Here is a 26,196-nt window from a genome sequence, read left to right as displayed (position 1 = left end):
GGGTGCTGGCCAGCACAGATGCGCGTCAACTCCCCGATGAAGCAGGGGCGCTGGGCGCGCTCACATCGAAGTGCCCGGCCTGGGGGGCTGCTTTCATGAGTGCTTCGAGCGCCCGCGCCTTCGCCCCGCCCTCCCCCGAGCTGCCCCACACCACGGTGCGATTGCCGCTCAACTCCAGGGAGATGTAGTCGTATGAGACTACTTTCATGCTCTGTAGATCGGCTGCGACTTTCGCGGGAAGTTCACTTCTGACCCGGACCGCTTCCGCGACGAGCCGGTCCGCTCCGAATCGGTTCAGACTTGGCGAGTCGTCAACTTCCAGCTGGAGCAGGGGAACACCCGCGGGCGCCTTGCCGACCGTGGCGAACCGCACTCCGGTTGCGTCCACTTCGACAAACTTTGTTCCCTTTTCGAGCAGCAGGACCGGCTTTCGCTCGGTCACGACCAGTTCGATACCGTCCGGCCACGACCGTTCGACCGCCACGGACTCGATTCGCGGCAGTTCCTGTCGCAGCCTGGCCTCGATGGCGTCGGTGTCGACCGAGATGAGCGGAGAGCCGATCGGCACCGCCGCCACGGCCCGGACCTCACCGGGCGTGAGGACGCGGGTGCCCCGGGTGGCCACCTGCTCGGCGCGCAGCCAGGAGGAGCCGTAGAGCAGCCAGAGCACACCCGCGACAAGGGCGATCGCGCCGAGGGCGATCAGCAGGGAGCGGGGGCCGGGCCGCCGGAAACGGCCGGCGGGAGTGTCCTCGCGGTGCGGGCGGGCCTTGCCGTCCGGTCCTTCCGGTCCGTCCGGGGGCTTGCGCGCACCGCGTTCGGCGGTGGTCGGTCCGGCCACGCTCCCTGCCTTCTCACGCCTGCCGGCGTGCAGCAATCGCCTCGTACACCATGCCGACGAGCAGATCGTCGGCGTCCCTGCGGCCGAACTCGGCGGCCGCACGCGACATCTCGTACAGCCGGTGCGGATCGGCCAGCACCGGAAGGACGTTGCCCTGGACCCACTCGGGGGTCAGTTCGGCGTCGTCCACCAGCAGTCCGCCACCCGCCTTCACCACCGGCTGGGCGTTGAGCCGCTGTTCGCCGTTGCCGATCGGCAGCGGTACGTAAGCGGCGGGCAGGCCCACGGCGGAGAGTTCGGCGACGGTCATCGCTCCCGCGCGGCACAGCATCATGTCGGCCGCGGCGTACGCGAGATCCATCCGGTCCACGTACGGTACCGGCACATAGGGCGGCATTCCGGGCATGTTGTCCACGCGCGGCAGTTCGTTCTTCGGGCCGACCGCGTGCAGGATCTGGATCCCGGAGCGCTGGAGCACCGGAGCGATCTGCTGGATCACCTCGTTGAGGCGGCGGGCGCCCTGCGAGCCGCCGGAGACCAGCAGCGTCGGCAGGTTGGGGTCGAGGCCGAAGGCGGCGCGCGCCTCGGGGCGGACCCTCGCGCGGTCGAGCGTCGCGATGGTGTGGCGCAGCGGGATGCCGATGTACCGGGAGTTGCGGAGCTTGCTGTCGGGTGTGGCGACGGCCACGCCGGCGGCGTACCGCGAGCCGATCTTGTTGGCTAGGCCGGGACGGGCGTTGGCCTCGTGGATGACGATCGGAACCCCGAGGCGCTTGGCCGCGAGGTAGCCGGGCAGCGCGACGTAACCGCCGAAGCCGACGACGCAGTCGGCCTTGGTCCGCTCGAGGATCTGCTCCGCCGCCTTGATGGTGCCCCGGAGCCGTCCCGGGACGGTGATCAGCTCCGGTGTGGGTTTGCGCGGCAGCGGAACGGCGGGGATGAGCGCCAGCTCGTAGCCGCGCTCAGGCACGAGCCTGGTCTCGAGACCGCGCTCCGTGCCGAGGGCTGTGATGCCCACGCTCGGGTCCTGCCTGCGCAGGGCGTCCGCGAGGGCGAGCGCGGGCTCGATGTGGCCGGCGGTCCCCCCACCGGCGAGTACGACATGCACCGAAATTCACCGCTCTCCGGACGGACGCTTCTTGACGCGCCGTCTCATCGTCTTCCATCTCACCCCGGGCCTCCGCACGGCCAGGGCCGCCTTTGCCGCGGGATCCTCTCGCGCGAAGGCGATCAGCAGCCCGACGGCGAACATCGTCGGCAGCAGCGCGGACCCTCCGTAGGAGAAGAGCGGCAGCGGGACGCCGGCGATCGGCAGCAGACCGAGCACCGCACCGATGTTGACCACGGCCTGGGCCGTGATCCACGTGGTGACGCCTCCCGCCGCGTACCTCACGAAGGGGTCCTCCGTGCGTCCGGCGACGCGGATACCCGCATAGCCTAGAGCCGCGAACAGGGCGAGCACCGACAGCGTCCCCGCCAGGCCCAGTTCCTCCCCGGCGATGGCGAAGATGAAGTCGGTGTGCGGTTCGGGTAGTTGGCCCCATTTTTCCACACTTGCACCGAGACCGGAACCGAACCATCCGCCAGACGCAAGAGCATAGATGCCATGGACGGCCTGCCAGCACTCGCCTTCCGGTCCGAGGTCGATCGCACCGATGCAGGACAGCCGGGACATCCGGTTCTCGTTGGTCCTGATCAGCAGCAGACCGACGATACCGGCGATGCCGAGCACCCCGGCGAAGAGACGGGTCGGGGCCCCCGCCAGCCACAGCAGACCGAACAGGATCGCGGTGAGGATGATCGCCGTGCCCATGTCCCCGCCGAGCATGATCAGCCCGAGGAGGAGGAAGGCGACCGGGACCAGCGGCACCAGCAGGTGCTTCCACTGGGTCAGCAGCCGCCGGTCCTGCTTGCGGGCCAGCAGGTCCGCGCCCCACAGGATCAGCGCCAGCTTGCCGAACTCACTGGGCTGGAGCTGGAAGGGGCCGCCGAGGTAGATCCAGTTCTGGTTGCCGTTGACCGCATGCCCTATCCCGGGCACCTGCACCATCACCATCAGGAAGACGGTGATCACCAGGAGGGGGTAGGACAGCGCCCGGTGCAGTTTGACCGGCATCCGGGAAGCGACCAGCAGCAGGACGGTACCGATGACCGCGGCGACGAACTGCTTCTGGAAGAAGTACGAGGCGGGCAGGGAGTACTCCAGCGCCTGGATCATCGACGCGGAGTAGACCATCACCAGACCGAGAACGGTGATCAGCATGCTGCTGCCGAGGATCAGGTAGTAGGCGGTGAGCGGCCGGTCCCAGGCCCTGCGCGCCTGCTCGTACAGCCGCCGGGGCCCGCGGGGCCCGCTGTCGGGGGTACGCGGGGCACGTGTCCCGCCGCCCCGCACACCGGGCGCGCGCCGGACGTCCCCGCCGGTGCGGCTCCGCAGCGCGATGCCGGTTCCGCCGGCGAGGGCGGGTACGCGCCCCACGGGCACGGCGCCGGCCGCCCCGGCGAGGGCGGGCACCGGCCCTGCGGGCACGAGACCGGCGATCCACGCCCCTGCGGCGCGTACCGCGCCTCCGGCGGCGGCTGCCCGGCCCGGCGCACCCCGGCGGGCCGCCGGGGCCACGCCCCGGGCAGGAGCGCCCCTGTCGGCGGTGTCGGGGGCCGACGGGACGGCAGGCGCACCTGCCGGGGGCACCGGAGCCGGCCACCCGGCGCGGGCCGCGTCCGGGGCCGCAGACGCACGGTCCGGCGGCAGGGGAGAATCGTCCGAGGTCGTCCGCGCCGCGGCGTCGGTGGCGTGCGGGGCCGCTGTGGCGGGCTCTTCCCGCGTGCTGCGGGCCGGCCGTCGTGGCGGGGTGGTCCCGGCGGCGGGGACGGAGAGGGCGTTTCCCGGGCCCAAGGGCCCCTCGGTGGCCGGCATGGTCGCTGTCCCCTCCAGTCGTGCCCGGCGGCAGCCGGACCTCGCGGCTGTCAGGCGTGCTCGTCGGCGAGGGCCCGGACCGCTTCCGCGAAGGCCTCGCCCCGCTCGTTGTAGTTGGTGAACATGTCCATCGAGGCGCAGGCCGGTGCCAACAGGACCGTGTCTCCGGGCCGGGCGAGCGAGGCCGCCTCCCGTACCGCCGCGGACATCGCCCCAGTGTCGGTCCGCTCGAGGTCGACGACCGGGACCTCGGGCGCGTGTCGCGCCAGGGCTTCGCGGATCAGCGCGCGGTCGGCGCCGATCAGGACGACGCCCCGCAGCCGCTTCGCCGACGCGGTGACCAGCTCGTCGAAGGTGGCGCCCTTGGCAAGTCCCCCGGCGATCCACACGATCGGTTCGTAGGCGGCCAAAGAGGCCTCCGCCGCATGGGTGTTGGTCGCCTTGGAGTCGTCGACGTAGGCGACGCCCGCCACTTCGGCGACGTGCTCGATGCGGTGCGCGTCGGGCCGGAAGGCGCGCAGCCCGTCCCGTACGGCCGCCGGCTCGACGCCGAACGCGCGGGCCAGCGCCGCCGCCGCGAGGGCGTTGGCGATGTTGTGCGGCGCCGGCGGGTTCACGTCGGCGACCTCGGCCAGCTCCTGCGCCTGCTTGTGGCGGTCGGCGACGAACGCGCGGTCCACCAGGATGCCTTCCACGACGCCCAGTTGGGACGGTCCCGGCGTCCCGAGGGTGAAGCCGATGGCCCGGCAGCCCTCTTCGACGTCCGCGGCGCGCACGAGTTCCTCCGTGGCGGGGTCGGCGGCGTTGTAGACGCAGGCGACCGTGTTGCCCTCGTAGATGCGGCCCTTGTCGGCGGCGTACGCCTCCATGGAGCCGTGCCAGTCGAGGTGGTCGGGCGCGAGGTTGAGCACCGCGGCGGAGTGCGCGCGCAGCGAGGGGGCCCAGTGGAGCTGGTAGCTGGACAGCTCGACGGCGAGCACGTCGTAGCGCTCTTCGCCGAGGACGACGTCGATGATCGGTGTGCCGATGTTGCCGATCGCGGCCGTCCGCAGGCCGGCGGCCGTCAGGATCGAGGCGAGCATCCGGGTCGTGGTCGTCTTGCCGTTGGTGCCGGTGATCGCCAGCCACGGCGCAGCGTCAGGGCCGCGCAGCCGCCACGCGATCTCCACGTCGCCGACGACGTCGACACCGGCGGCCGCCGCGGCGGCGAACAACGGGCTGGACGGCTTCCAGCCGGGCGAGGTGACCACCAGGTCGGTGCCCTCCGGCAGGGTCCGGGCGTCACCGAGCCGTACGACGACGCCCGCTTCGGCCAGTTCGGCCGCACGCGCCTCGTGCGTCTCGCCGGATCCGCCGTCCACGACGGTGACCCGCGCGCCGAGCCCGGCCAGGGCGCGTGCGGCGCTGACGCCGCTCACGCCGAGGCCGGCGACGGTGACGTTCATGCCCTGCCAGTCGCTCACTTGTCGGCTGCCCATCCCGCGTAGAAGAGACCGAGGCCCACGATGACGCACATGCCCTGGATGATCCAGAACCGGACCACCACAAGGACTTCGGACCACCCCTTCAGTTCGAAGTGGTGCTGGAGCGGCGCCATCCTGAAGACCCGCTTGCCCGTCATCTTGAACGAACCGACCTGGATCACCACGGACATCGTGATGAGGACGAACAGGCCGCCGAGGAGGGCGAGCAGGAATTCGGTACGGGAGCAGATCGCCAGGCCCGCGAGTGCGCCGCCGAGTGCGAGCGAGCCGGTGTCGCCCATGAAGATCTTGGCGGGAGAGGTGTTCCACCACAGGAAGCCGAAGCAGGAACCCATCAGCGCGGAGGCGACGACCGCGAGGTCGAGCGGATCTCGCACTTCGAAACAGGCGTTGGGGTTGGTGAGGGTCACCGCGTTGGCGCAGGACTCCTGGAACTGCCACAGCCCGATGAACGTGTACGCGCCGAAGACCATCACCGAGGCGCCGGTGGCGAGGCCGTCGAGGCCGTCGGTCAGGTTCACGCCGTTCGACATCGCGAGGATCATGAACAGCGCCCAGACGACGAACAGCACCGGGCCGATGGACCAGCCGAAGTCGGTGATGAACGACAGCTTGGTCGAGGCCGGGGTGTTGCCGCGCTGGTCGGCGAACTGCAGTGACAGCACGGCGAAGGCGATGCCGACGATCAGCTGTCCGGCCATCTTCGCCTTGGCCCGCAGACCCAGCGAACGCTGCTTGACGATCTTGATGTAGTCGTCGAGGAAGCCGACCAGGCCCATGCCGGCCATCAGGAAGAGCACCAGGACACCCGAGAAGGTCGGGTCCTCACCGGTGATCACCTTGGCGAGCGCGTACGCGATGAGCGTCGCCAGGATGAAGGAGATGCCGCCCATGGTGGGCGTGCCCTTCTTCCCGGCGTGGCCGCGCGGGCCGTCGTCGCGGATGAACTGCCCGTAACCCTTGCGGGCCAGGAGCTTGATCAGCAGCGGGGTACCGATCAGGGTCAGGAAGAGACCGATCGCTCCCGCGAAGAGGATCTGCCTCATCGGACGGCACCCTCACCCTCGGGACCCTCGAGCAGCGCTTGTGCGATCCGCTCCAGACCGACCGACCTGGAAGCCTTCACCAGCACGACGTCTCCCGGGCGCAGCTCTCTGCGCAACAGGTCGACCGCCGCCTGCGCGTCGGACACGTGCACCGACTCCTCACCCCACGAACCCTCGTTGTATGCGCCCAGCTGCAACCAGGACGCTTCCCTGCCCCCGACCGCGACGAGCTTGCCGACGTTGAGCCGGACGGCAAGCCGCCCGACAGCGTCGTGCTCGACGAGTGCTTCGTCACCGAGCTCGGCCATCTGCCCGAGCACCGCCCACGTACGACGTCCCTTGCCCATGGCGGCCAGCGCTCGCAGCGCGGCGCGCATGGACTCGGGGTTCGCGTTGTAGGCGTCGTTGACGACCGTCACGCCGTCCGGACGCTCGGTGACCTCCATACGCCAGCGGGAGAGGGTGCCCGCCTCCGAGAGCGCGAGGGCGATCTCACTGGCGGACATGTCCAGCTCATGGGCGACGGCGGCCGCGGCGAGCGCGTTCGACACGTGGTGCTCACCGTACAGCCGCATGGTCACATCGCTGCACCCGGTGGGTGTGTGGAGCGTGAAAGTGGGTTGTCCGAGTTCGGTGAGACGGACATTCTCGGCGCGTACGGCGGCGTCGTCGGCCTCACCGAACAGCAGCACGCGGGCTTTTGTGCGGGAGGCCATGGCGCGGACCAGCGGGTCGTCGGCGTTGAGGACGGCGACTCCGCCTTCTTCTCCCGGGGGAAGCGACTCGACCATCTCCCCCTTGGCCTGCGCGATCTGCTCGCGGCCGCCGAACTCGCCGATGTGGGCGGTGCCGACGTTCAGCACGAGACCGATCCGGGGCGGGGTCAGCTCGGTGAGGTAGCGGATGTGGCCGATTCCGCGCGCTCCCATTTCGAGCACCAGGTGCTCGGTCTCCTCGGTGGCGCGCAGCGCGGTGAGGGGCAGTCCGATCTCGTTGTTGAGGGATCCGGGTGTCCAGACGGTGGGTGCCTTGCGCTGGAGCACCTGCGCGATCAGGTCCTTGGTGCTGGTCTTTCCGGCCGAGCCGGTCAGCGCGACGACCTTGGTACCGAGGCGCTCGACGACGCGACGGGCCAGGCGCCCCAAGGCGCTCTGCACGTCGTCGACGACGATCGCGGGCACCCCGAGGGGGCGGGTGGCCAGCACGGCTGCCGCGCCGGCCGCCACCGCCTGCTCCGCGTAGTCGTGCCCGTCGACCTTCTCGCCCTGGAAGGCGGCGAAGAGGCTGCCGGGCTCGACCGCCCGGGAGTCGATGACGACGGGGCCGGTGACCGGTGTGGCCGGATCCGGTATGTCGTGCGACTGCCCGCCGACGATTTCGGCGATCTCGGCGAGGGAGAGGGCGATCACTGGGTCATCCCTGATTCTTCTTGGCGGCGGTGCTGCCGACGGCGCGTTCGATGGCGGCGCGCAGTACCTGGCGGTCGTCGAACGCGCGGACCACACCGGCGATGTCCTGGCCCTGCTCGTGGCCCTTGCCCGCGACGAGCACGGTGTCGCCGGCCTCGGCACGGGCGACCGCGGCGGCGATCGCCTCCGCACGGTCCTCGTAGACCATCACGTCGCCGCGCTCGTGGACCGGCACCTCCGCGGCACCCGCCAGCATCGTGGCGAGGATCGCGAGGGGGTCCTCGCCGCGCGGGTTGTCGGAGGTCAGCACCGCGGTGTCGGCCAGCCGCGCGGCGGCCGCGCCCATGGGGCCGCGCTTGGTCCTGTCACGGTCGCCGCCGCAGCCGAGCACGATGTGCACCTTGCCCTTGGTGACCTTGCGCAGGGAGCGCAGCACGGACTCCACGGCATCGGTCTTGTGGGCGTAGTCCACGACCGCGAGGTACGGCTGGCCCGCGTCGACGCGCTCGAGCCGGCCGGGCACACCGGGCACCGCGGCGATGCCGTCGGCCGCGGTCTGCGGGTCCAGCCCGGCGACGGCGAGCGTGACGATGGCCGCCAGTGCGTTGGCGACGTTGAAGGGGCCGGGCAGCGGCGCCTGGGCGCGTACCCGCTCGCCCGCCGGGCCCACCGCGGTGAAGGTGGAGCCGACTGCGGTGACTTCGGCGTCCTCGGCCCGCCAGTCGGCGTCCGGGTGGCCCTCCGCGGAGAAGGTGGTGACGGGCACGGTGGCCTCGTCGACGAGCCTGCGGCCGTACTCGTCGTCGAAGTTGACGACCGCTTTCCGGCTGCGCAGCGGCGTGAACAGCTGCGCCTTCGCCTGGAAGTAGTCCTCCATGTCGGAGTGGAATTCCATGTGCTCGGGGCTGAGGTTGTTGAAGACGGCGATGTCGAAGACACAGCCGTCGACCCTGCCGAGCACCAGGGCGTGGCTGGAGACCTCCATGGCGACCGCGTCGGCGCCGCGCTCACGCATGACCGCGAACAGCGCCTGAAGGTCGGTGGCCTCAGGGGTGGTGCGCTCCGACTTGATGCGCTCGTCGCCGATCCGCATCTCGACCGTGCCGATGAGGCCAGTGGAGCGCCCGGCCGCCTTGAGGCCGCCCTCGACGAGGTAGGCGGTCGTGGTCTTGCCCGAGGTGCCGGTGATGCCGATCTGGAGCAGGTCGTCGCCGGGGTGCCCGTAGATCTCGGTGGCGAGTTCGCCCATCCGGCCGCGCGGATTCTCCGTGACGAGGACCGGGAGGCCGGTCGCGGCGGCGCGTTCGGCGCCGCTCTCGTCGGTGAGGATCGCGGCCGCTCCGAGGTCGGCGGCCTGGGCGGCGAAGTCGGCCCCGTGGAAGCGGGCGCCGGGCAGGGCGGCGTAGACGTCGCCCGGGCGTACCGCCCGGGAGTCATGGGTGATGCCGGTGATCTCCGCGGCACCCGGCGACTGCACCCCCAGCCGTGCCGCGAGCTCCGCGAGCTTCGTCGGGCGGGGCCGTTCCGGACGGGGCGCTCCCGTCTGTTTCGCGGGGGCGTCCTGCGGGGCGGTTCGGTACTGATCAGCTTGTGGCACGGCGGTGAGCGTACCGGGCGCACCGGGCCCGGGCGAAAATGAGGGGCGCTCCCCTGGCCGGTTCCCGGGATCGGGGGTGATCGTCGTCACTGGGTACCTCCGGTCACTCGCCGGGCTCGAAGGTCACGGGCAGCCGGGCAGGGCCCTTGCCGGTCGGGGCGACCTGCAGGGTCTTCAGCGCGAACTCCATGACCTTTTGGTAGATGGGACCGCAGATCTGGCCGCCGAAGTAGCTCCCCTTGGTGGGGTTCTGGATGGCGCAGTAGACGGTGATCTGGGGGTCGTCGGCCGGTGCGAAGCCGGCGAACGAGGCGGTGTAGCCCTTGTAGACGCCGAGTTCGGGGTCGACCCGGTTCGCCGTTCCGGTCTTGCCGGCGACACGGTAGCCGGGGATGCGGGCCTTGGTTCCGGTGCCCTCCTCGTCGTCGACGACGGACTCGAGCATGGTCGCGAGGGTGTCGGCGGTCTTCTCGCTGACGACCCTGGTCCTCTCCGGCTCCTCCGCGGGGGTGAAGCGGCCGTCGGGGCCCCTGGTGCCGCGCACGAGGGTGGGTTCGATGCGCACGCCGCCGTTGGCGACGGTGGAGTACACGGAGGCCGCCTGCACGGCGTTGACGGACAGCCCCTGTCCGAAGGGGATCGTGTACTGCTGCGAGGTGGACCAGTCCTTCGGCGGGGCGAGGATGCCCGGGGTCTCGCCCGGGTAACCGAGTCCGGTGGGGCTGCCGAGGCCGAACTTGCGCAGGTAGGAGTGGAGCACCTTGTTGGCCTCCGGCTGCGACGTGCCGAGCTGCCCGGTGGCGAGGATCGTGCCGATGTTGCTGGACTTGGCGAGGACGCCGTTGAGCGTCAGGTACCAGGTGGGGTGGTCGATGTCGTCCTTGAAGAGCCGGTCGCCGCGGTGGAGCCGGTTGGGGACGACGACGTGCGTCGCGGGGGTGGCCTTCTTCTCCTCGAGCACGGCGGCCATGGACACCACCTTGGCGGTGGAGCCCGGTTCGAACGCGTCCTGAAGGGCGGCGTTGCCGAGGGAGGTGGAGGTGGCCTGGCCGAGGTCGTTGGGGTCGTACCCGGGGGCGTTGGCCATGGCGAGGATCTCGCCGGTGCGGGTGTTCTGCACGATCACGTAGCCGCGGTCGGCCTTCGACTTGCCGACCTGGTCCTCGATGGCCTTCTGGGCGGCCCACTGGATGTCGCGGTCGATGGTCAGTTCCACATCGGACCCGGGGACCGCGGGGACCTCGCGCGAGGTGGCGGTGGGGACACGGCGGCCGCCTGACTGGGTGTAGGTGACGGTGCCGTCCTTGCCCGCGAGCGTCTCGTCGAGCATGGACTCGATGCCGCCGCCGCCCCGGTTCGAGGCGTTGACGAATCCCAGTATCCCGGCGGCGAGATCGCCGTTGGGGTAGACGCGTTTGCTGCTGGGCTCCTGGAAGACGCCGGCCAGCACGTTGGCCCCGGGGCCGCCCTTGCTCTTGTCGGCGGACGCCTTCTGCGCGTAGACGCTCTTGAGGTCCTTGATCTGGTTCCACACCTGCGGCGTCTGGCGGCGGGCCAGCACGGCGTACCGGGAGCCGGGCTTCTTGAGCTTCGCGGCGAGCTCGGCCGGTTCCTTGCCGAGGATGGGCGCGAGCAGCTGGGCCGCCTGTTCCGGCGCGTCGGGGGCCTTGCTGTCCTCGGGCGTGAACATCTTCGGGTCGGCCGTGATGTCGTAGGCGTCCACGCTGGTGGCGAGCGCGACTCCGGCCCGGTCGGTGATCTCGCCCCGCTCGGCCGCGAGTTTGCGGCTGAGGTAGCGGTTCTTCTCGGCCTTGGCCGCGTAGGCGCTCGCGTCGACGGCCTGCACCTGGAGCAGCCGCACCACGAAAGCGAGCATCACCAGCGTCAGGCCGAGGCTGACCAGTCTCAGCCGGGGACGCGGATTGCCGAGCCGTACGCGCCGGGGCGCCGGGCGCCGGCCGGGCTGCGGCCTGCGGGCGGCGGGCCGCTGACCGGGCCGCTGTCCGGAGCGCTGGGGGGCCTGCGCGGAGGGCCGCCGGGCGGGGCCTGGCACCCGGCGCCGCGGTGGTTCCTTGGAGGGCACTGCGTCACCTGCCGGGGATCGTCGGGTTCGCCTGCGGGGACGTACGGACGGAGGGGGCGGAGCCGGGAGCCTCGGGAGCGGCGGGTGGTCCGGAGAGCCTCTGCGTCCCGGTGGAGGCCGACGGCGCCTGTCCGGAGGCGGTCGGCGCGGCGGCCGGGGGCACGGACGGCGACGGCGCTGGGGCTGGCTCGCCGGCCGCCGTGCCGGAGGGCTCGGTGGAGGGCTGCGCCGGTGGCGGGGGCGGCAGGGGCTCCGCGGTGGCCTTGCGCGGTACGCCGAGCACCTTGCCGTCCGGGCCGAGGAAGGCGGGGCCACCGCCGGGGACCATGCCGAGCTCGCGGGCGCGCCGCTCGAGGGCGTCGGGGGCCGAGTGACGGTCCACGTCCCGCTGGAGCGCCTGCTGCTCGTCGGTGAGTTCGGTGGTCTTCTTCTTCAGTTCGCTCAGCTCGAAGGAGCCCTGGCTGAGCGAGGAGTTCAGCAGCAGGAGTGTGATCAGCCCACCGGACAGCAGGAGCACGACCAGCAGGACGAAGGGGGTACGGGCCGCGGTGCTCGGCCCCGACGGCATCAGCCGCGTGAGCCGTACGGCCCTTCCCTTCAGCTGCTTGGCCGCTGTGCTCAAGGTGTCCTCCGGTTCTCTTCTCCGCCGGCCGTGCGCAGTCGCCCGCGCGCTGTGCTCACGCCACGTCCTCCCGGATGCGCTCCGCCCCCCTCAGACGGGCCGGGGCCGCTCGGCGGTTCTCGGCGACCTCTTCGTCGGTGGGCAGCTCCGCCCCGCGGGTCAGCAGCTTCAGCCGCGGCTGGTACTGCTCCGGCACCACGGGCAGGCCGGGCGGGGCGGTGTTCGCGGCGCCGGCCGCGAACACCTGCTTGACCAGCCGGTCCTCGAGGGAGTGGTACGACAGCACGGCGATCCGCCCACCGACGGCGAGCGCGGACACCGCGGCGGGAATGGCCCGCTCGAGCACCGCCAGTTCTCCGTTCACCTCGATGCGCAGAGCCTGGAAGGTGCGCTTGGCCGGGTTGCCGCCGGTGCGCTTGGCGGCCTGCGGCAGCGCGTCGCGGATGAGCTCGACGAGCCGGGCGCTGTTGGTGAACGGTTCCTTCTCCCGCTCCCGCACGATGGCGGACACGATCCGCTTGGCCTGCTTCTCCTCGCCGTAGGCGCGCAGGATCCGCACCAGTTCGCCGGGGGGATAGGTGTTGAGGACCTCGGCGGCGCTCATGCCCGTCGTCTGGTCCATCCGCATGTCGAGCGGGGCGTCCTGGGCGTAGGCGAAGCCGCGGTCGGCCTCGTCGAGCTGCATGGAGGAGACGCCGAGGTCGAACAGCACACCCTGGACGCGGGGAATCCCGAGGCGGGCGAGCACGTCGGGAAGCTCGTCGTAGACGGCGTGCACCAGGGTCGCCCGCTCACCGAACTTGGCCAGCCGCTCGCCGGAAAGGCGGAGGGCCTCCGTGTCCCGGTCGAGTGCGACGAGGCGGGTCCGCGGGAACTGCTCGAGCAGGGCCTCGCTGTGGCCGCCGAGGCCGAGGGTGCAGTCGACGACGACTCCGCCGGGCGCCTGGAGGGCGGGGGCCAGCATGTCCAGGCACCGCTGGAGCATCACCGGGACGTGTCGGGTCTGGCTCATGCGCCCTCTCAGATCCGGCGCGGGCGGGTCATGGCCGGGCCGTGCGTACGCCGCGCACGCGGGGAATGTGCGGGGGGCCGTCGGGTGTGTGGGCGGCCTCCGTGAACTTCGCGTCACTTTAGTCCACTGCTCCGGCCGGTCAATCAACCGGCCAGCGCGTCGCGCGGCCCGCCGTGTCAGGCTTGTGGGTTACCTCACAGCACGGGTCGTTGACGTTCTTTTGTCCGCTCTCACACCGAGCCTGTGCGGCCGGTGACCGCTACCTTCGAAGCATGTCGACTTCTGCGTACCAGCCCGCCGCCGCTCCCGCACGCACCGGTGGCACCGTCACTGATCGACTCGTCGAAGCGAACCAGCGCTACGCCGCGGAGTTCCGGGATCCGGGGATGGACGCCCGCCCGGTGCTCAAGGTGGCCGTGGTCGCCTGCATGGACGCCCGTCTCGACCTGCACGCGGCGCTCGGACTGGAGCTCGGTGACTGCCACACGATCCGCAACGCCGGCGGAGTGGTCACCGACGACGTGATCCGCTCCCTCACCATCAGCCAGCGCGCGCTCGGCACCCGCAGCGTGATCCTCGTGCACCACACCGGCTGCGGTCTGGAGACGATCACGGAGGACTTCCGCATCGAGCTGGAGGAGGAGGTCGGGCAGCGGCCGGCGTGGGCGGTCGAGGCGTTCCGCGATGTCGACCAGGACGTCCGGCAGTCGATGCAGCGGGTGCGCACCTCGCCGTTCCTGCTGCACGCCGACGATGTACGCGGCTTCGTCTTCGACGTCACCACGGGCCTGCTCCGCGAGATCGACCCCGCTGAGTGAGCAGCTGAGCACGCGATATAGCACCTCAACCCCGACATATCCCGCCCACTTATCCACAGGCGAGTGACACAACGCGGCAACGCCAACAAGAATGCGGGTGTGACCCCCTTCCGGACCTTCCGGAGGCGGCGTCCATGTTTCGGGGTTGGGCCGTGCCGTCTGAAGTGCGCCGGCCCTTTGAACGGGCCGAGGAGGGCCGGGTGACGACCTATGACGATCGAGCGAGCCTCACGGATCTGACCACCACAGCGGATCATGTCCGCAGGTCGGTCGAGAGCGTGATCGAGGGCAAGCCGGAGGTCGTACGGCTTTCGCTGACCGTGTTGCTCGCGGAGGGGCATCTCCTCATCGAGGACGTTCCCGGCGTGGGCAAGACGATGCTGGCCAAGGCGCTGGCGAGATCCATCGACTGCTCCGTGCGGCGCATCCAGTTCACGCCGGACCTGCTGCCGTCGGACATCACCGGTGTGTCGATCTTCGATCAGCAGCGGCGCGAGTTCGAGTTCAAGCCGGGCGCGATCTTCGCCCAGATCGTGATCGGCGACGAGATCAACCGCGCGTCGCCCAAGACGCAGTCGGCGCTGCTGGAGTCGATGGAGGAGCGCCAGGTCACCATCGACGGGCACAGCTACGAACTGCCCAACCCCTTCATGGTGGTGGCCACCCAGAACCCGGTGGAGATGGAGGGCACCTACCCGCTGCCGGAGGCGCAGCGCGACCGCTTCATGGCGCGCGTCTCCATCGGCTACCCCAGCGCGGCCGCCGAGCTCCAGATGCTCGACGTCCACGGCGGCGTTTCACCGCTCGACGATCTGCAGCCGGTGGCGCACGCCCACGACATCGTGAAGCTGATCGAGGCCGTGCGCGCGGTGCACGTCGCCGAGTCCGTGCGGCGTTACGCGGTGGAGCTCGTGTCGGCGACCCGCAGCCACCCCGATCTGCGCCTGGGCGCCTCCCCGCGTGCCACGCTGCACCTGCTGCGCGCCGCGAAGGCGTCCGCCGCGCTCAGCGGCCGCGAATACGCCCTGCCGGACGACGTGCAGGCACTGGCCGTGCAGGTGCTCGCCCACCGACTGCTGCCCACCGCGCAGGCCCAGCTGAACCGCCGCACCGCCGAGCAGGTCGTCCTGGACATCGTCCAGCGCACGGCAGTCCCGACGAGCGGCACCGCTGACGGTTCGTACACGGCCGGCCGGACGGCCCAGCCGCCGCTCTACGGCCATCAGTCCGGCGCCCGGCGGCTGTGATGTCGGTCGGAGCCGCCTCGACGGACCCGGCGGCGAAGGGCGCCGGCGGGGTGCGTGCGGCGCTCGGAGGGCTCACCACGCGCGGCCGCTCCTTCCTCGCGGCCGGCGTGGCGGCGGCCGTCTGCGCGTATGTGCTCGGCCAGAGCGACCTGCTGCGCGTCGGGCTGCTGCTCGCCGGGCTGCCGCTGATCTGTGTGGCCGTCCTCTACCGCACCCGCTACCGGGTGGCCGCGAGCCGCAGACTGTCGCCCGCCAGGGTGCCCGCCGGTTCCGAGGCGCGCGTCCATCTGCGGATGGACAACGTCTCGCGGATGCCGACGGGCCTGCTGATGCTCCAGGACCACGTGCCGTACGTGCTGGGGCCACGGCCCCGATTCGTGCTGGACCGGGTCGAGGCGGGCGGCCGCCGCGAGGTCTCGTACCGGGTCCGCTCGGACCTGCGGGGCCGTTACCCATTGGGGCCGCTCCAGCTACGGCTGACGGATCCGTTCGGCATGTGCGAGCTCACTCGTTCGTTCAGCGCCTTCGACACCCTCACGGTCATTCCGCGCACCGAGTCGCTGCCCGCGGTGCGTCTGGCCGGCGAGGCCTCCGGCTACGGCGACGGCCGCCAGCGCTCACTCGCCCTCGCCGGCGACGACGACATCATTCCCCGTGCCTACCGCTACGGGGACGACCTGCGCCGGGTCCACTGGCGCTCCACCGCCCGCTACGGCGAGTTGATGGTCCGGCGCGAGGAGCAGCCCCAGCGGCCCCGGTGCACCGTGCTGCTGGACACCCGGCGCGTGGCCTATCAGGGTGCGGGCCCCGACTCGGCGTTCGAGTGGGCGGTGTCCGGCGCCGCCTCCGCGCTGATGCACCTGCTGGAACGCGGCTTCGCCGTGCGGCTGTTGACCGACACCGGAACCTCGGTGCCCGGCGAGGGCGCGGACGGGTTCGCCGGCTCCTCCCAGGAGTCCGCCGACTCCGCGGGTCTGATGATGGACACGCTCGCCGTCGTGGACCACTCCGACGGTGCGGGCCTGTCCCGTTCGTTCGACGTGCTGCGCGGCGGGAGCGAGGGTCTGCTGATCGCCTTCCTCGGCGATCTGGACGACGAACAGGCCGCGCTGGCGGCCCGGATGCGTCAGCGCAGCGGCTCGGCGGTCGCGTTCGTGCTCGACAGCGGCACATGGGTGAGCGGCGGCGCCGCACCGGGACCGCTCGAGAAGCGGGTCCGGCAGCTGCGTGAGTCGGGCTGGACGGCCCTCCCGGTGGCACCCGGCGCACGGCTCACGGATCTCTGGCAGCAGGCGGCACGGGAACGCGTCGAGGCGTCCGGCGCAGGCACGTACGGTTCGCCGGGAGGTTGGTCATGAGCGGTCGCGCACGGCTCGCGGTGTGTGCCTTCGCCGCCACGCTGATGGCGGCGGGAGCCCTGCTGCCGCTGGTCGATCCGCCCAACTGGCTGTTCCAGGCCGGGTTCCTGGTGGCGATTCAGACCGGAGTGGGCGCGCTCGCCCGCCGGGTCCCGCTGCCCCGCCCGCTGACCGTGGCGGTGCAGACTCTGGTCACGCTGCTGCTGCTCACCGTGGTCTTCGCCCGGGGCCAGGCGTTCCTCGGGGTGCTGCCGGGACCGGACGCGTTCGTCCACTTCGGGGAGCTGCTGCGCGCCGGTGCGGACGACGTCGGCAAGTACGCGATTCCCGCCCCCGCCACCGACGGCATCAGGCTGATGGTGATCGGCGGCGTGCTGGTGATCGGCCTCGCGGTGGACGCGCTCGCGGTGACGTTCCGCAGCGCCGCCCCCGCCGGTCTGCCGCTGCTGGCGCTCTACTCCGTGGCCGCCGGACTCTCCGGCGGCGAGGCGAGCTGGCTGTGGTTCCTGCTGGCCGCGTCCGGCTATCTGCTGCTGCTGCTCGCCGAGGGCCGTGACCGGTTGTCCCAGTGGGGCCGCGTCTTCGGCGGCGGCGCGGGCACCCGCAACCGCTCCACCGGTGGCTTCGACCCGACGGAGGGCCGCCCGCAGGCACCGGTCAGGGCGGGCCGCAGGATCGGCGTCCTCGCGCTCGGTGTCGCCCTCGTCGTGCCGGCGGCACTGCCCGCCCTGGACGGCGGACTGATCGGTGGCGTGGGTAACGGCCCCGGTGGCGGCCCGGGTGGCGGCGGAGGAACGATCTCGGCCGTCAATCCGCTGGTCTCCCTCCAGGACAACCTGAACCAGCCCCAGAACCGCGAGGTGTTGCGCTACCGCAGCAACGCGCCGGACAACCAGGACATGTATCTGCGGATCCTGTCCCTGGACCGGTTCGACGGCACGTCGTGGCGCTCGTCGCAGCGCAAGGTCACGGGTGTGCCGGAGCGGCTGCCGGAGCCGGTCGGGCTGAGCCCCTCCGTCCAGGTCACCGAGGTCAGGACGAACCTGTCGGCGGCCGGGTCGTACAAGCAGGACTGGCTGCCGATGCCCTATCCGGCGACGGCGGTCGCCATCGACGGCCGCTGGCGCTACGAGCCCGCGGGCCGGACGCTCGTCGGCGACCGGGGGCAGACGACGGCGGGCACCCAGTACTCGGTCAACAGCCTGATCGTGAAGCCGACCCAGGAGCAACTGGCGGACGCTCCCGCTCCCCCCGCGGCGCTCCTTCAGGAGTACACCCGTGTCCCCGATGCGCTGCCCGGCGACGTCCGGCGGACCGCGGCCACGGTGACCAGGGGCGCGGCGAACGACTACGAGCGCGCGGAGAAGCTCGAGGAGTGGTTCGCGGACACCGGCGGCTTCACGTACAACACCGACGTCCGGTCGGGTACGGGCGTCACCGCGATCAGCCGCTTCCTGAAGCAGAAGGAGGGCTTCTGCGTCCACTTCTCCTTCTCGATGGCGGCGATGGCCCGCACCCTCGGCATCCCCGCCCGCGTCGCGGTGGGTTTCCAGCCCGGCACCACGCAGTCGGACGGCACGGTGTCGGTCGGCCTGCGCGACGCCCACGCCTGGCCCGAGCTGTATTTCGAGGGTGTGGGGTGGACCCGCTTCGAGCCGACGCCGAGCCGCGGCTTCCGGCCCGAGTACACGCAGGAGCAGACGCCTTCGGGCGGCGCCTCCGACCCGGCTCGGCCGGAGGAGGGCAGCTCCGCGGCCCCCGAGCAGTCGAACCGGCCCGAGGACGACGCGTGCCCCCGCCAGGAGCGGCAGCTCGGCGAGTGCGGCGCGGCCGACCCTCGTGACGTCCAGCCGCCGACGGCCGACGACTCGTCGCTGGGCACGGTGCTGCTGGTGACCAGCGGGGTCGTGGGCGGTCTGTTGCTGCTGGCCGTGCCGTTGCTGTGGCGGCTCGTGACCAGGTCCCGGCGGCTGGGTGTGCCGGTGCGCCGGCCGGCCGAGGGCGAGGCGCGTTCGCCGGGTGGGAGTCCGGCTCCGGGCTCACCGGGAGCCTCCGCCGCGTCCCTGGACGCGGACGGCGGCGCGGTCGCCGGCCGGACGGCCGTGGACGATCCTGGCCGGACGCTGGCCGCCTGGCAGGAGGTCACCGACTCCGCGTGGGACGTCGGCATCCTCCCCGACGAGTCGCTGACCCCTCGCAAGGCGGCGGCGCGCATCGTCAGGCTGGGCAAGCTGGAGGACGAGCCGGCGGCGGCCGTCCACCGGGTGGCCCGCTCCGTGGAGCAGGTCCTGTACGCGCCGGTCCCGAGGGCCGGCACGGGCCTCGCGGACGACGCGCGGCAGATCCAGGCCGGTCTGATCCGCGCGGTGGGCTTCCGGACCCGGATGCGGGCGCTGCTGCTGCCCCGCTCCTCAGTCCGGGTCGTCTGGGCCCTGTCTGAACGCTGGTCGGCCTTCACGGACCGGTGGAACGTGCGGCGGCTGCGGCTCGACCGGTGGACGGCGTTCCTCCGCCGCCGCCCGACCCGCCAGCGCGGCTGACTCCCCGCCTGCCCGTCCCGCCCCGGCCGGGCCCGTTCACACGGGCCAGGCCGGGGCGGTGGTGCGCCGGGCGAACTTCCAACGGCGCGCGTACGGCAATAGGCACCGGCCGCCGACCTCGAAGCAGACGCGGAGGCGGCCGGGCACCGGCGACGCTCGGCCACGACGCGAATCGGCGATCGGGCGCGCTGATCCGACCGCGCACACGCCGCGTCGAGCGCGAGCCTTCACTCGGATCCAGAATCAAGTTCCCGGCCCACGAGCGGGGAACATGACTGAGGGGCGACGCTCGAAAGCGTCGCCCCTCACTCGTACTCCGAACTTATGGGCCGGAGGTCCGCTCGTCGTCCGGTCGGGACCGGACGGCTCAGTGACCGCCCTGCTCGTCGCGGCGGCGCTGCCACCGCTGTTCGATCCGGTCCATCACGGATCTGCGCTGGTGCGAGTGCCGGCGACCGTGTCCGCCGGATGTCTGCTGCTGTTCACCTGGCTTCGGCGCCTTGCGCCAGCCCGTGACCGCGAGAACCGCACAGCCGAGCATCACCAGGAAGCCCACCACACTGATCCAGATCTGCTGGGCGACCATTCCGGCCATGAGGAGCGCGATACCCACCAGGAAGCCTGCGACTGCTTGGTAGACCCGTCGCCGGGTGTACGTACGCAGCCCGCTTCCCTCGAGCGCTGTCGCGAACTTGGGATCTTCGGCGTACAGCGCTCGCTCCATCTGCTCGAGCATTCGCTGCTCGTGCTCCGAGAGCGGCACGGAGTCCTCCTCGTCGTCGGTCGCGGGGGCGACCGGTATGCGGCCCTTCCAGGATAGGCAGGGATTCGCCCCCGTGAAACCCGCCCTCTCGCAAAACGCCCTCCGGGCCGCCATGCCCGATCGGGGTGCTGAGGCGTAGATTCCCCAACCTCCGATCCGTCATGCCGGATGGTGTCCCCCGATCATACGGTGCGAAGCCCGACGACGGAGGGTCTGTGGCGTACTCCATCTGCGGCTGCGCCGCTGATCAGCCGCGCTTCTCGCCCAGGACGTGCAGCTGGGTCGCGACGGAATGGAAGGCCGGCAGTTCCGCGGCGGCGGCTTCCAGCTTCAGCAGCGCGTCCAGCGCACCCGGTTCGGTGTCCACGAGAACGCCGGGAACGAGGTCGGCGAAGACCCGCACTCCGTGCACCGCGCCGACTTCGACACCGGCCTGTGCGACGAGCTCGGTGAGCTGCTCGGCCGTGAAGCGGCGGGGCACCGGGTCACCCGTGCCCCAGCGGCCGTCGGGGTCGCTCAGCGCCTGGCGGGCCTCGCTGAAGTGTCCTGCGAGGGCGCGGGCGAGGACGGCGCCGCCCAGCCCGGCGGCGAGCAGGCTGAGCGCTCCGGCGGGCCTCAGCGCCTCCACCGCGTTGCGCACGCCCTCGGCCGGGTCGTCGACGTATTCGAGCACGCCGTGGCAGAGGACGGCGTCGTAGCCGCCGCGCTCGACCACGTCGAAGAGGCCGTGGATGTCGCCCTGGACGCCGCGCACCCGCTCGGCGACCCCGGCCTCCGCCGCCCGGCGCTCGAGCGCGAAGAGGGCGTTCGGGCTGGGGTCGACGACGGTGACCCGGTGGCCGAGCTGGGCGGCGGGCACGGCGAAGTTCCCGGTGCCGCCGCCGGTGTCGAGGATGTCCAGCGAGTCCGTCCCGGTCGCCTTGACCCGGCGGTCCAGGGCGTCCCTCAGGACGTCCCAGACCACGGCGGTACGGAGAGAGGCGCGAGAGGGGCGCGGTGGGGTCTCCCCACCGGTGGGGGACGGTTCCGACACGGCAGTTGGCTCCTCGGGCGATGTGCTGGTTGGCCTGCTCCCACCCTATTGCCTCCGCGGCATTGCCTCCGCGGCCCGGGCCGACGTTCCGTCTCATCCCGAGGCATCCCGCTTCCCCTCGACGGCATCCCCGCCCGTCTCCGCGCGGACCGTGCCGGTCCTCCGGCCCGGTGCCGAAACTGCCCGCTGAACCCGCCCGTCCGCGTCCCGGACGTGGTCGGTCTCTGCGGTCCCTGCACCGACTGCCCGCTGAGCAACCGGACCATGGCCGGTGCCTACCGGACGGGACCGCCTGCCGCCGAGCCCGGCCGTCCACGCCCCGCACCGTGGCCGGTCCCGGCGGGCCCGCACCGACTGCCGAGCCCGCCGGTCCGCATCCAGGACCATGGCCGGTGCCTGCGGCCCCGGCACCGACTTCCGCCGGCCCGCCCGTCCGCGCCCCCGTAGCCGGTGCCTGCGGCCCCGGCACCGACTTCCGCCGACTCCTCGCGCGTCTCCGCCCGGCACCGTGGCGGTTGCGGCGGGCCCCGTCCCGGTCTCCCGCCTGAGCCCCCGTCCGCCTCGTGGCCGGTCCCCCGGTCAGACCGCTCTCCCGCTCGCACCCCTCATCCAGCGACATCCCCGCGTCGCGTCGCCGTCCCGCCCGCCGGCGTTTCCTGGTCCGGCTGCGACACCCTGGGCCGGGGCAGGGCGGGCTGGAGCACGAGCAGGCGCTCCACGAGGCGCAGGAACATGGCCGCGTCCCTGAGAAGGTCGTCGGCGTCGCGATGGCTGGCCGCGCCCCGTATGCCGGCCTCTGCGCGGGCCCGGCGCTCGGCGCCCGAGGCGAAGAGCAGGCTCCATTCGGACAGCTCCGGCGCTATTTCGGGCAGCACCTCCCAGGCGCTGCGGATGCGCTGCCTGCGCCGCGTGCCGGTCTCGGGGCGGCCGCGGGCGGCGAGCACCGCGGCGGCCGTGCGCAGGGCGGCCAGATGTGCCGTGGCGTACCGCTCGTTCGGCTGGTCCAGGGTCGCGGCCTCGTCAAGTCCGCTGCGGGCCTGGGCGAGCAGATCGAGGGCGGCGGGCGGCGCGGAGGACCGGCGCAGGACGGGATGCACGTCGTGTGCCGGGCCGGTCGATGAGGGGGCAGGGCCGGTGGCGCGGCGCCGGTGAGCGGCGGCTGCTGAGTAGCTGGCCATGACGAGCCTCCTGTCGTCGTGTGACGGCGCTGTGGCCGTATGTGTCCATCGTGGAGGCACCCACTGACAATCGGCCCTGACCTGGCCTTTTGCATCGATCAAGGGTTCGGGGGTAGTTTTTGCACTGACTGGTCAGTTCAAAGGATTGGCGGCGGAGGGACCGGGATGGGGATCGGGGTGGGGCAGGTGGACAGCCCTCAGGGCGCGGCCATGAGCGCCGGGGACTTCGGGCTGAGAGGCCCGCGCGGGTGGGCCTTCCGCTCGGTGGACATCGAGGCGGAGCCCGGCGCCCTCGTCGCGATCGAGGGCCCGTCGGGCTCCGGACGCACCTGCCTGCTCCTCGCGCTGACCGGACGGATGCGCCCCACGGAAGGCCGTGCGGAGGTCGCCGGCCTGCAACTGCCGCGCAGGATGGCCGCGGTGCGCCGGATCAGCGCGCTCGGTCCGGTGTCGGGTGTCAGCGATCTCGACCCGGCGCTCACCGTCGCGGAGCACCTGCGCGAACGCGCGCTGCTCCAGCGGCGCTTCGACGGTTCGGTCCGGGCCCTGTTCCGGCCGCGTGCGGAGCGGACGGCCGCTGCGGCCGAACGGGTCGAGAGGGCACTGGCAGCCGCCGGACTCGATCTCGCGACGCTGCCGAAGCGGGAACGCACGGCCGTACGCGATCTCGAGCGGCTCGAGGAGCTGCGGCTCTCCGTGGCCCTGGCGCTGATCGGCGGCCCCCGGCTGCTCGCGGTCGACGACGTGGGCCTCAAACTCTCCGACACCGAACGGGCCGCTGCGTGGGACCTGTTGCGCTCGATCGCTGACAGCGGGACGACCGTGGTCGCGGTGTGCGGCGAGGCGCCGGAGGGCGCCGTCGTCGTACGCACCCGGCCCACCGGGACCGGCTCGGACGACAACGAGGACGAGGCCGACGTCGGCGGCGAGACCGGCAAGAGCCCCGCCGAGAGCACCGGCAGGAGCCCTGCCGGAAGCCCGGCCGAAGAGACCGGCAAGGACCCCGGCCACGCCGTCGGCAGCGAGACCGAGACCGGCACCGGCATGGGCCCCGCCAGGAGCACTGAACAAGGCACCGCCAAAAGCACCGCCGTGGACACCGACGAGGAGGGGGCGTCCAATGCGATCGCCGAAACTGGCCGCGCTTGAGCTGAAGCGCTTCGGGCGGGGCAAGCTCCCGGCCGCCGCGATCGTCGCGGTCATGCTGCTGCCGCTGCTCTACGGCGCCCTCTACCTGTGGTCCTTCTGGGACCCGTACGGCAGGCTCGACAGGATTCCCGTCGCTCTCGTCAACGACGACAAGGGCGCCACCGCGTCCGGCAAGAGGATCGCCGCCGGTGACGAGATCACCAAGGGCCTGCTCGACAGCGACGTCTTCGAGTGGCACGAAGTCGACGACGCCGAGGCCCGCCGGGGTGTCGAGGACGGCACGTACTACCTCTCGCTGACCATGCCGGAGGACTTCAGCCGGCGCATCGCCTCCAGTTCGGGCGACTCCCCCGAGACCGGCGCCCTCCAGGTCCGCACGAACGACGCGAACAACTACATCGTCGGCCAGATCTCGCGGACGGTCTTCTCCGAGGTGCGCACCGCCGCGTCTACCAATGCCTCACGGTCGTTCCTCGACCGCATCTTCATCTCCTTCTCCGACATCCATGAGGCGACGGAGAAGGCGGCGAAGGGCGCCGACAAGCTCAAGAGCGGGGTCGGGAAGGCGAAGAAGGGCTCGGAGGACCTCGCGGACGGCCTGAAGGACGCGAAGGACGGCAGCGGCAAGCTCGCCGGGGGCATCACGAAGCTCCACAAGGGCGCCGGCGAGCTGGAGAACGGCTCCCGTCAGGTCGCCGACGGCACACAGGTACTCGCCGACAAGGTCAACGGCTATGCCGACAAGACGCGTCCGTATCTGAAGGACAACGGGAAGTCGATCGGTGACACGGCACGGCTGGTGGCCGACTCCTCACGGGCCGTCCAGCGCAATCTCGGCCTCCTTGCCGAACGGGCCCCCGGCGCCGCACTCCGCGCGCACAAGGCCGCCGACGCGCTGAGCGAGATCCACCGGACGCAGTGCGAACAGGCCCTGCTGCCCGACCCGAAGGCGTGCCCCGAGCTGAAGCGCGCCAAGGACACGGCGGCGGACGTCGCCAAGATCGCCGACGACGTCAACGTGCTGATCGGCAACAGCAACGGCGACCTCAAGACACTGAAGAAGAACCTCACCGATCTCGAGAAGAAGGCAGACGACCTGGCCCGGCGTGCTCCGAAGCTGGACGAGGACCTGGAGTACGCCGTCGGCAAGATCAACGAGCTCAACACGGCCGCCCACAAGGTCGCCAAGGGCGCGAACCGGCTGCACACCGGCCTCACCACCGCCAAGAAGGGATCCACCGACCTCGATTCGGGGGTCGGCAAGCTCAAGAAGGGAGCGGGCGAGTTGGACGGAGGGCTGTTCCGGCTCGCCGACGGGTCGGCAGAGCTGGCGGTCGGGCTCAACGACGGCGTCCACAAGATCCCGGACTACGACAAGAAGGACCGCGACCGCCGCACCGAGGTGATGGCCGACCCGGTCCGGCTGGCCGGAAAGTCCCTGCACTCGGCGCCCAATTACGGCACCGGATTCGCCCCGTACTTCATCCCGCTCTCCCTCTGGGTCGGCGCGATGGTCGCCTACATGATCATTCAGCCGCTCAACCGCCGGGCCCTGTCCACCGGGGCCTCGGCCTGGCGGATCGCCCTGGCCGGTCTGCTTCCGGTGGCGGCGATCGGTCTGCTCCAGGTCGCGGCGCTGATGTCCGTCCTGCACTGGGGTCTCGGGCTGAAGACGGCCCACGCCGCGGGCACCGTCGGCTTCCTGGCGCTGGTCACCTGCTGCTTCGCCGCGATCATCCAGTGGCTCAACGCCCGCTTCGGCGCCGCCGGCCGGATCCTGGTCCTCGCGGTCCTGATGCTCCAGCTGACATCGGCGGGCGGCACCTACCCGGTCCAGACGAGTCCCGGCTTCTTCAACGCCATCCACCCGTTCCTGCCGATGACCTATGTCGTCGAGGCGCTCCGCAGGCTCATCACGGGCGGCGGACTCGGTCCGGTGTGGCAGGCGTGTGCGGTGCTGCTGGCCTTTTCGGCCGGTGCGCTGGCCCTGACCGCCCTCTCCGCCCGCCGCAAGCAGGTGTGGACGCTGGACCGGCTTCACCCGGAGCTGAGTCTGTGACCGCGCCGGGACCTGTGAGAATCGGTGTCATGGACAGCAGCAGCAGACGCCGGGCGACGCGCGCGAAACTCTACGAGGCCGCCGTGACGCTCATCGCGGAGCAGGGCTTCTCGGCCACCACGGTCGACGAGATCGCCGAGCGCGCCGGGGTCGCCAAGGGCACGGTCTACTACAACTTCAAGAGCAAGACCGAACTCTTCGAGGAACTGCTGCGCTTCGGCGTCGGCCTCCTCACGGCTTCGCTCCAGGAGGCCGCCGACCGTACGGCAGAGCGCGGCGGCTCCAAGGTCGAGGCGCTGGACGCCATGATCAGGGCCGGTCTGGTGTTCATCGACCGCTATCCGGCCTTCACCCAGCTGTACGTGGCCGAGCTGTGGCGCACCAACCGCGCCTGGCAGTCCACGCTCCTGGTGGTGCGGCAGCAGGCGGTGGCCGTTGTGGAGACGGTGCTGCGCGAAGGTGTGGAAGCCGGCGAGCTCAGCGAGGAGGTCGACATTCCGCTCACGGCCGCAGCGCTGGTCGGCATGGTGCTGGTGGCGGCACTGGACTGGCAGGCGTTCCAGCGGGAGCGGTCGCTCGACGACGTCCACGGGGCGCTGTCGCTGCTGCTGCACGGCCGGGTGAGCGGCCGCCGAGACTGAGCCCAGCACGACGGACGAGGGACGACGGGCACCACGAGACACGTTCCAGGGAAAGCGGCGCGCGACGTCCCCGATCCCCCGGCAGCTCAGCCGCCATCGGGAGCGCAGACACGAAACGCCGGGCGGCTGGTCGTCCAGCCGCCCGGCGTCTGCGTTCCCCGTTCCCCCCGCCACCCCCGTGGTCCGGAGAGCCCGACCCCCGTTGTCCCCCGTGGTCGTGGGCCCTCCGTCCTGCAACCCCCGTTCCGTCGGGGGAGCCGCACCGTTCCGCCGCCCCGTGTCGTCGGTGCCGGTGCCGCGCCCCTTCCGTGGTCCCCACTCTTCCGTCCCAACAGGCCCTGCCCCATCCGCGCGGATACTCATCTCGGCGCGTAGGTACGGATACTCAGCACTCCGCGC

20 protein-coding genes are annotated in these 26,196 nt (G+C 71.7%); 7 read left to right on the top strand and 13 right to left on the bottom strand.

From position 1 onward, the window contains the following. Positions 1–25: 25 nt before the first annotated feature. The 10 genes from ACTMTU_RS16940 to rsmH form a co-directional block, all read right to left on the bottom strand. Positions 26–841: a cell division protein FtsQ/DivIB gene (locus ACTMTU_RS16940; RefSeq protein WP_441264303.1), complete on the bottom strand. Its 816-nt coding sequence runs from the start codon at positions 839–841 to the stop codon at positions 26–28. Between the two features lie 13 nt (positions 842–854). Then, positions 855–1,949 (bottom strand): undecaprenyldiphospho-muramoylpentapeptide beta-N-acetylglucosaminyltransferase, encoded by a 1,095-nt coding sequence (gene murG / locus ACTMTU_RS16935; protein ID WP_189475473.1) that lies wholly within the window; start codon positions 1,947–1,949, stop codon positions 855–857. A gap of 6 nt (positions 1,950–1,955) precedes the next feature. Continuing rightward, a complete protein-coding gene (ftsW, locus tag ACTMTU_RS16930; protein ID WP_441264462.1) occupies positions 1,956–3,278 on the bottom strand; it encodes a putative lipid II flippase FtsW in 1,323 nt (440 codons plus the stop codon). A gap of 530 nt (positions 3,279–3,808) precedes the next feature. Continuing rightward, positions 3,809–5,236 (bottom strand): UDP-N-acetylmuramoyl-L-alanine--D-glutamate ligase, encoded by a 1,428-nt coding sequence (gene murD / locus ACTMTU_RS16925; protein WP_441264302.1) that lies wholly within the window; start codon positions 5,234–5,236, stop codon positions 3,809–3,811. After that, the gene (gene mraY, locus ACTMTU_RS16920; RefSeq protein ID WP_159692889.1) at positions 5,218–6,288 is read right to left on the bottom strand and encodes a phospho-N-acetylmuramoyl-pentapeptide-transferase; all 1,071 of its coding nucleotides are present in this window, start codon (positions 6,286–6,288) and stop codon (positions 5,218–5,220) included. Before mraY ends, murD begins: the two co-directional genes overlap by 19 nt. After that, positions 6,285–7,697: a UDP-N-acetylmuramoyl-tripeptide--D-alanyl-D-alanine ligase gene (locus ACTMTU_RS16915; RefSeq protein ID WP_441264301.1), complete on the bottom strand. Its 1,413-nt coding sequence runs from the start codon at positions 7,695–7,697 to the stop codon at positions 6,285–6,287. The genes mraY and ACTMTU_RS16915 overlap by 4 nt, the downstream gene beginning before the upstream one ends. A gap of 4 nt (positions 7,698–7,701) precedes the next feature. Next, on the bottom strand, positions 7,702–9,384 hold the full coding sequence (locus tag ACTMTU_RS16910; RefSeq protein ID WP_441264300.1) for a UDP-N-acetylmuramoyl-L-alanyl-D-glutamate--2,6-diaminopimelate ligase: 1,683 nt from the start codon (positions 9,382–9,384) through the stop codon (positions 7,702–7,704). 13 nt (positions 9,385–9,397) lie between these two features. Beyond that, positions 9,398–11,377, bottom strand: coding sequence for a peptidoglycan D,D-transpeptidase FtsI family protein (locus tag ACTMTU_RS16905; protein WP_441264299.1), 1,980 nt, complete (start codon positions 11,375–11,377; stop codon positions 9,398–9,400). A 4-nt stretch (positions 11,378–11,381) separates the two neighbouring features. After that, positions 11,382–11,999: an FtsB family cell division protein gene (locus ACTMTU_RS16900; RefSeq protein ID WP_441264298.1), complete on the bottom strand. Its 618-nt coding sequence runs from the start codon at positions 11,997–11,999 to the stop codon at positions 11,382–11,384. A 55-nt stretch (positions 12,000–12,054) separates the two neighbouring features. After that, positions 12,055–13,011 carry a 16S rRNA (cytosine(1402)-N(4))-methyltransferase RsmH gene (rsmH, locus tag ACTMTU_RS16895; RefSeq protein ID WP_441264297.1) on the bottom strand — a complete coding sequence of 319 codons (957 nt, stop codon included), beginning with the start codon at positions 13,009–13,011 and terminating at the stop codon, positions 12,055–12,057. Positions 13,012–13,283: 272 nt separating this feature from the next. Between rsmH and ACTMTU_RS16890 the strand changes: the two genes are divergently transcribed. The 4 genes from ACTMTU_RS16890 (at position 13,284) to ACTMTU_RS16875 (ending at position 18,974) form a co-directional block, all read left to right on the top strand. Next, the gene (locus tag ACTMTU_RS16890; protein ID WP_441264296.1) at positions 13,284–13,829 is read left to right on the top strand and encodes a beta-class carbonic anhydrase; all 546 of its coding nucleotides are present in this window, start codon (positions 13,284–13,286) and stop codon (positions 13,827–13,829) included. A gap of 200 nt (positions 13,830–14,029) precedes the next feature. After that, a complete protein-coding gene (locus ACTMTU_RS16885; RefSeq protein ID WP_441264295.1) occupies positions 14,030–15,076 on the top strand; it encodes an AAA family ATPase in 1,047 nt (348 codons plus the stop codon). Continuing rightward, complete coding sequence (locus ACTMTU_RS16880; protein ID WP_441264294.1) at positions 15,076–16,434, top strand: DUF58 domain-containing protein; 1,359 nt, start codon at positions 15,076–15,078, stop codon at positions 16,432–16,434. Before ACTMTU_RS16885 ends, ACTMTU_RS16880 begins: the two co-directional genes overlap by 1 nt. After that, a complete protein-coding gene (locus ACTMTU_RS16875; protein WP_441264293.1) occupies positions 16,431–18,974 on the top strand; it encodes a transglutaminase family protein in 2,544 nt (847 codons plus the stop codon). Before ACTMTU_RS16880 ends, ACTMTU_RS16875 begins: the two co-directional genes overlap by 4 nt. 367 nt (positions 18,975–19,341) lie before the next feature. Here the strand turns inward: ACTMTU_RS16875 and ACTMTU_RS16870 are convergent, their stop codons facing one another. The 3 genes from ACTMTU_RS16870 to ACTMTU_RS16860 all read right to left on the bottom strand — a co-directional run bounded on the left by ACTMTU_RS16870 (position 19,342) and on the right by ACTMTU_RS16860 (position 21,948). Continuing rightward, entirely contained in the window at positions 19,342–19,737 is a 396-nt protein-coding gene (locus tag ACTMTU_RS16870) for a DUF3040 domain-containing protein (RefSeq protein WP_441264292.1), read from the bottom strand. A gap of 247 nt (positions 19,738–19,984) precedes the next feature. Next, a complete protein-coding gene (locus tag ACTMTU_RS16865; RefSeq protein ID WP_441264461.1) occupies positions 19,985–20,701 on the bottom strand; it encodes a class I SAM-dependent methyltransferase in 717 nt (238 codons plus the stop codon). A 674-nt stretch (positions 20,702–21,375) separates the two neighbouring features. Beyond that, positions 21,376–21,948: an SAV_6107 family HEPN domain-containing protein gene (locus ACTMTU_RS16860; RefSeq protein ID WP_441264291.1), complete on the bottom strand. Its 573-nt coding sequence runs from the start codon at positions 21,946–21,948 to the stop codon at positions 21,376–21,378. A gap of 165 nt (positions 21,949–22,113) precedes the next feature. Here ACTMTU_RS16860 and ACTMTU_RS16855 point away from each other — a divergent pair, with 165 nt between their 5' ends. From ACTMTU_RS16855 to ACTMTU_RS16845, 3 genes are read left to right on the top strand one after another with little or no spacing between them, the layout of a single operon-like run. Then, positions 22,114–23,097, top strand: a complete 984-nt coding sequence (locus ACTMTU_RS16855; protein WP_441264290.1) for an ATP-binding cassette domain-containing protein — start codon at positions 22,114–22,116, stop codon at positions 23,095–23,097. Next, positions 23,069–25,156 (top strand): YhgE/Pip family protein, encoded by a 2,088-nt coding sequence (locus ACTMTU_RS16850; protein WP_441264289.1) that lies wholly within the window; start codon positions 23,069–23,071, stop codon positions 25,154–25,156. The genes ACTMTU_RS16855 and ACTMTU_RS16850 overlap by 29 nt, the downstream gene beginning before the upstream one ends. Before the next feature lie 29 nt (positions 25,157–25,185). Beyond that, entirely contained in the window at positions 25,186–25,797 is a 612-nt protein-coding gene (locus ACTMTU_RS16845) for a TetR/AcrR family transcriptional regulator (RefSeq protein WP_159692869.1), read from the top strand. Positions 25,798–26,196 lie beyond the last annotated feature (399 nt).

It is taken from the genome of Streptomyces sp. OZ13, assembly GCF_052068155.1.
In the GTDB taxonomy this organism is placed as follows: Bacteria; Actinomycetota; Actinomycetes; order Streptomycetales; family Streptomycetaceae; genus Streptomyces.
Note: the sequence above shows the minus strand (reverse complement) of the source record. Positions and strands in the feature narration are given on the sequence as shown.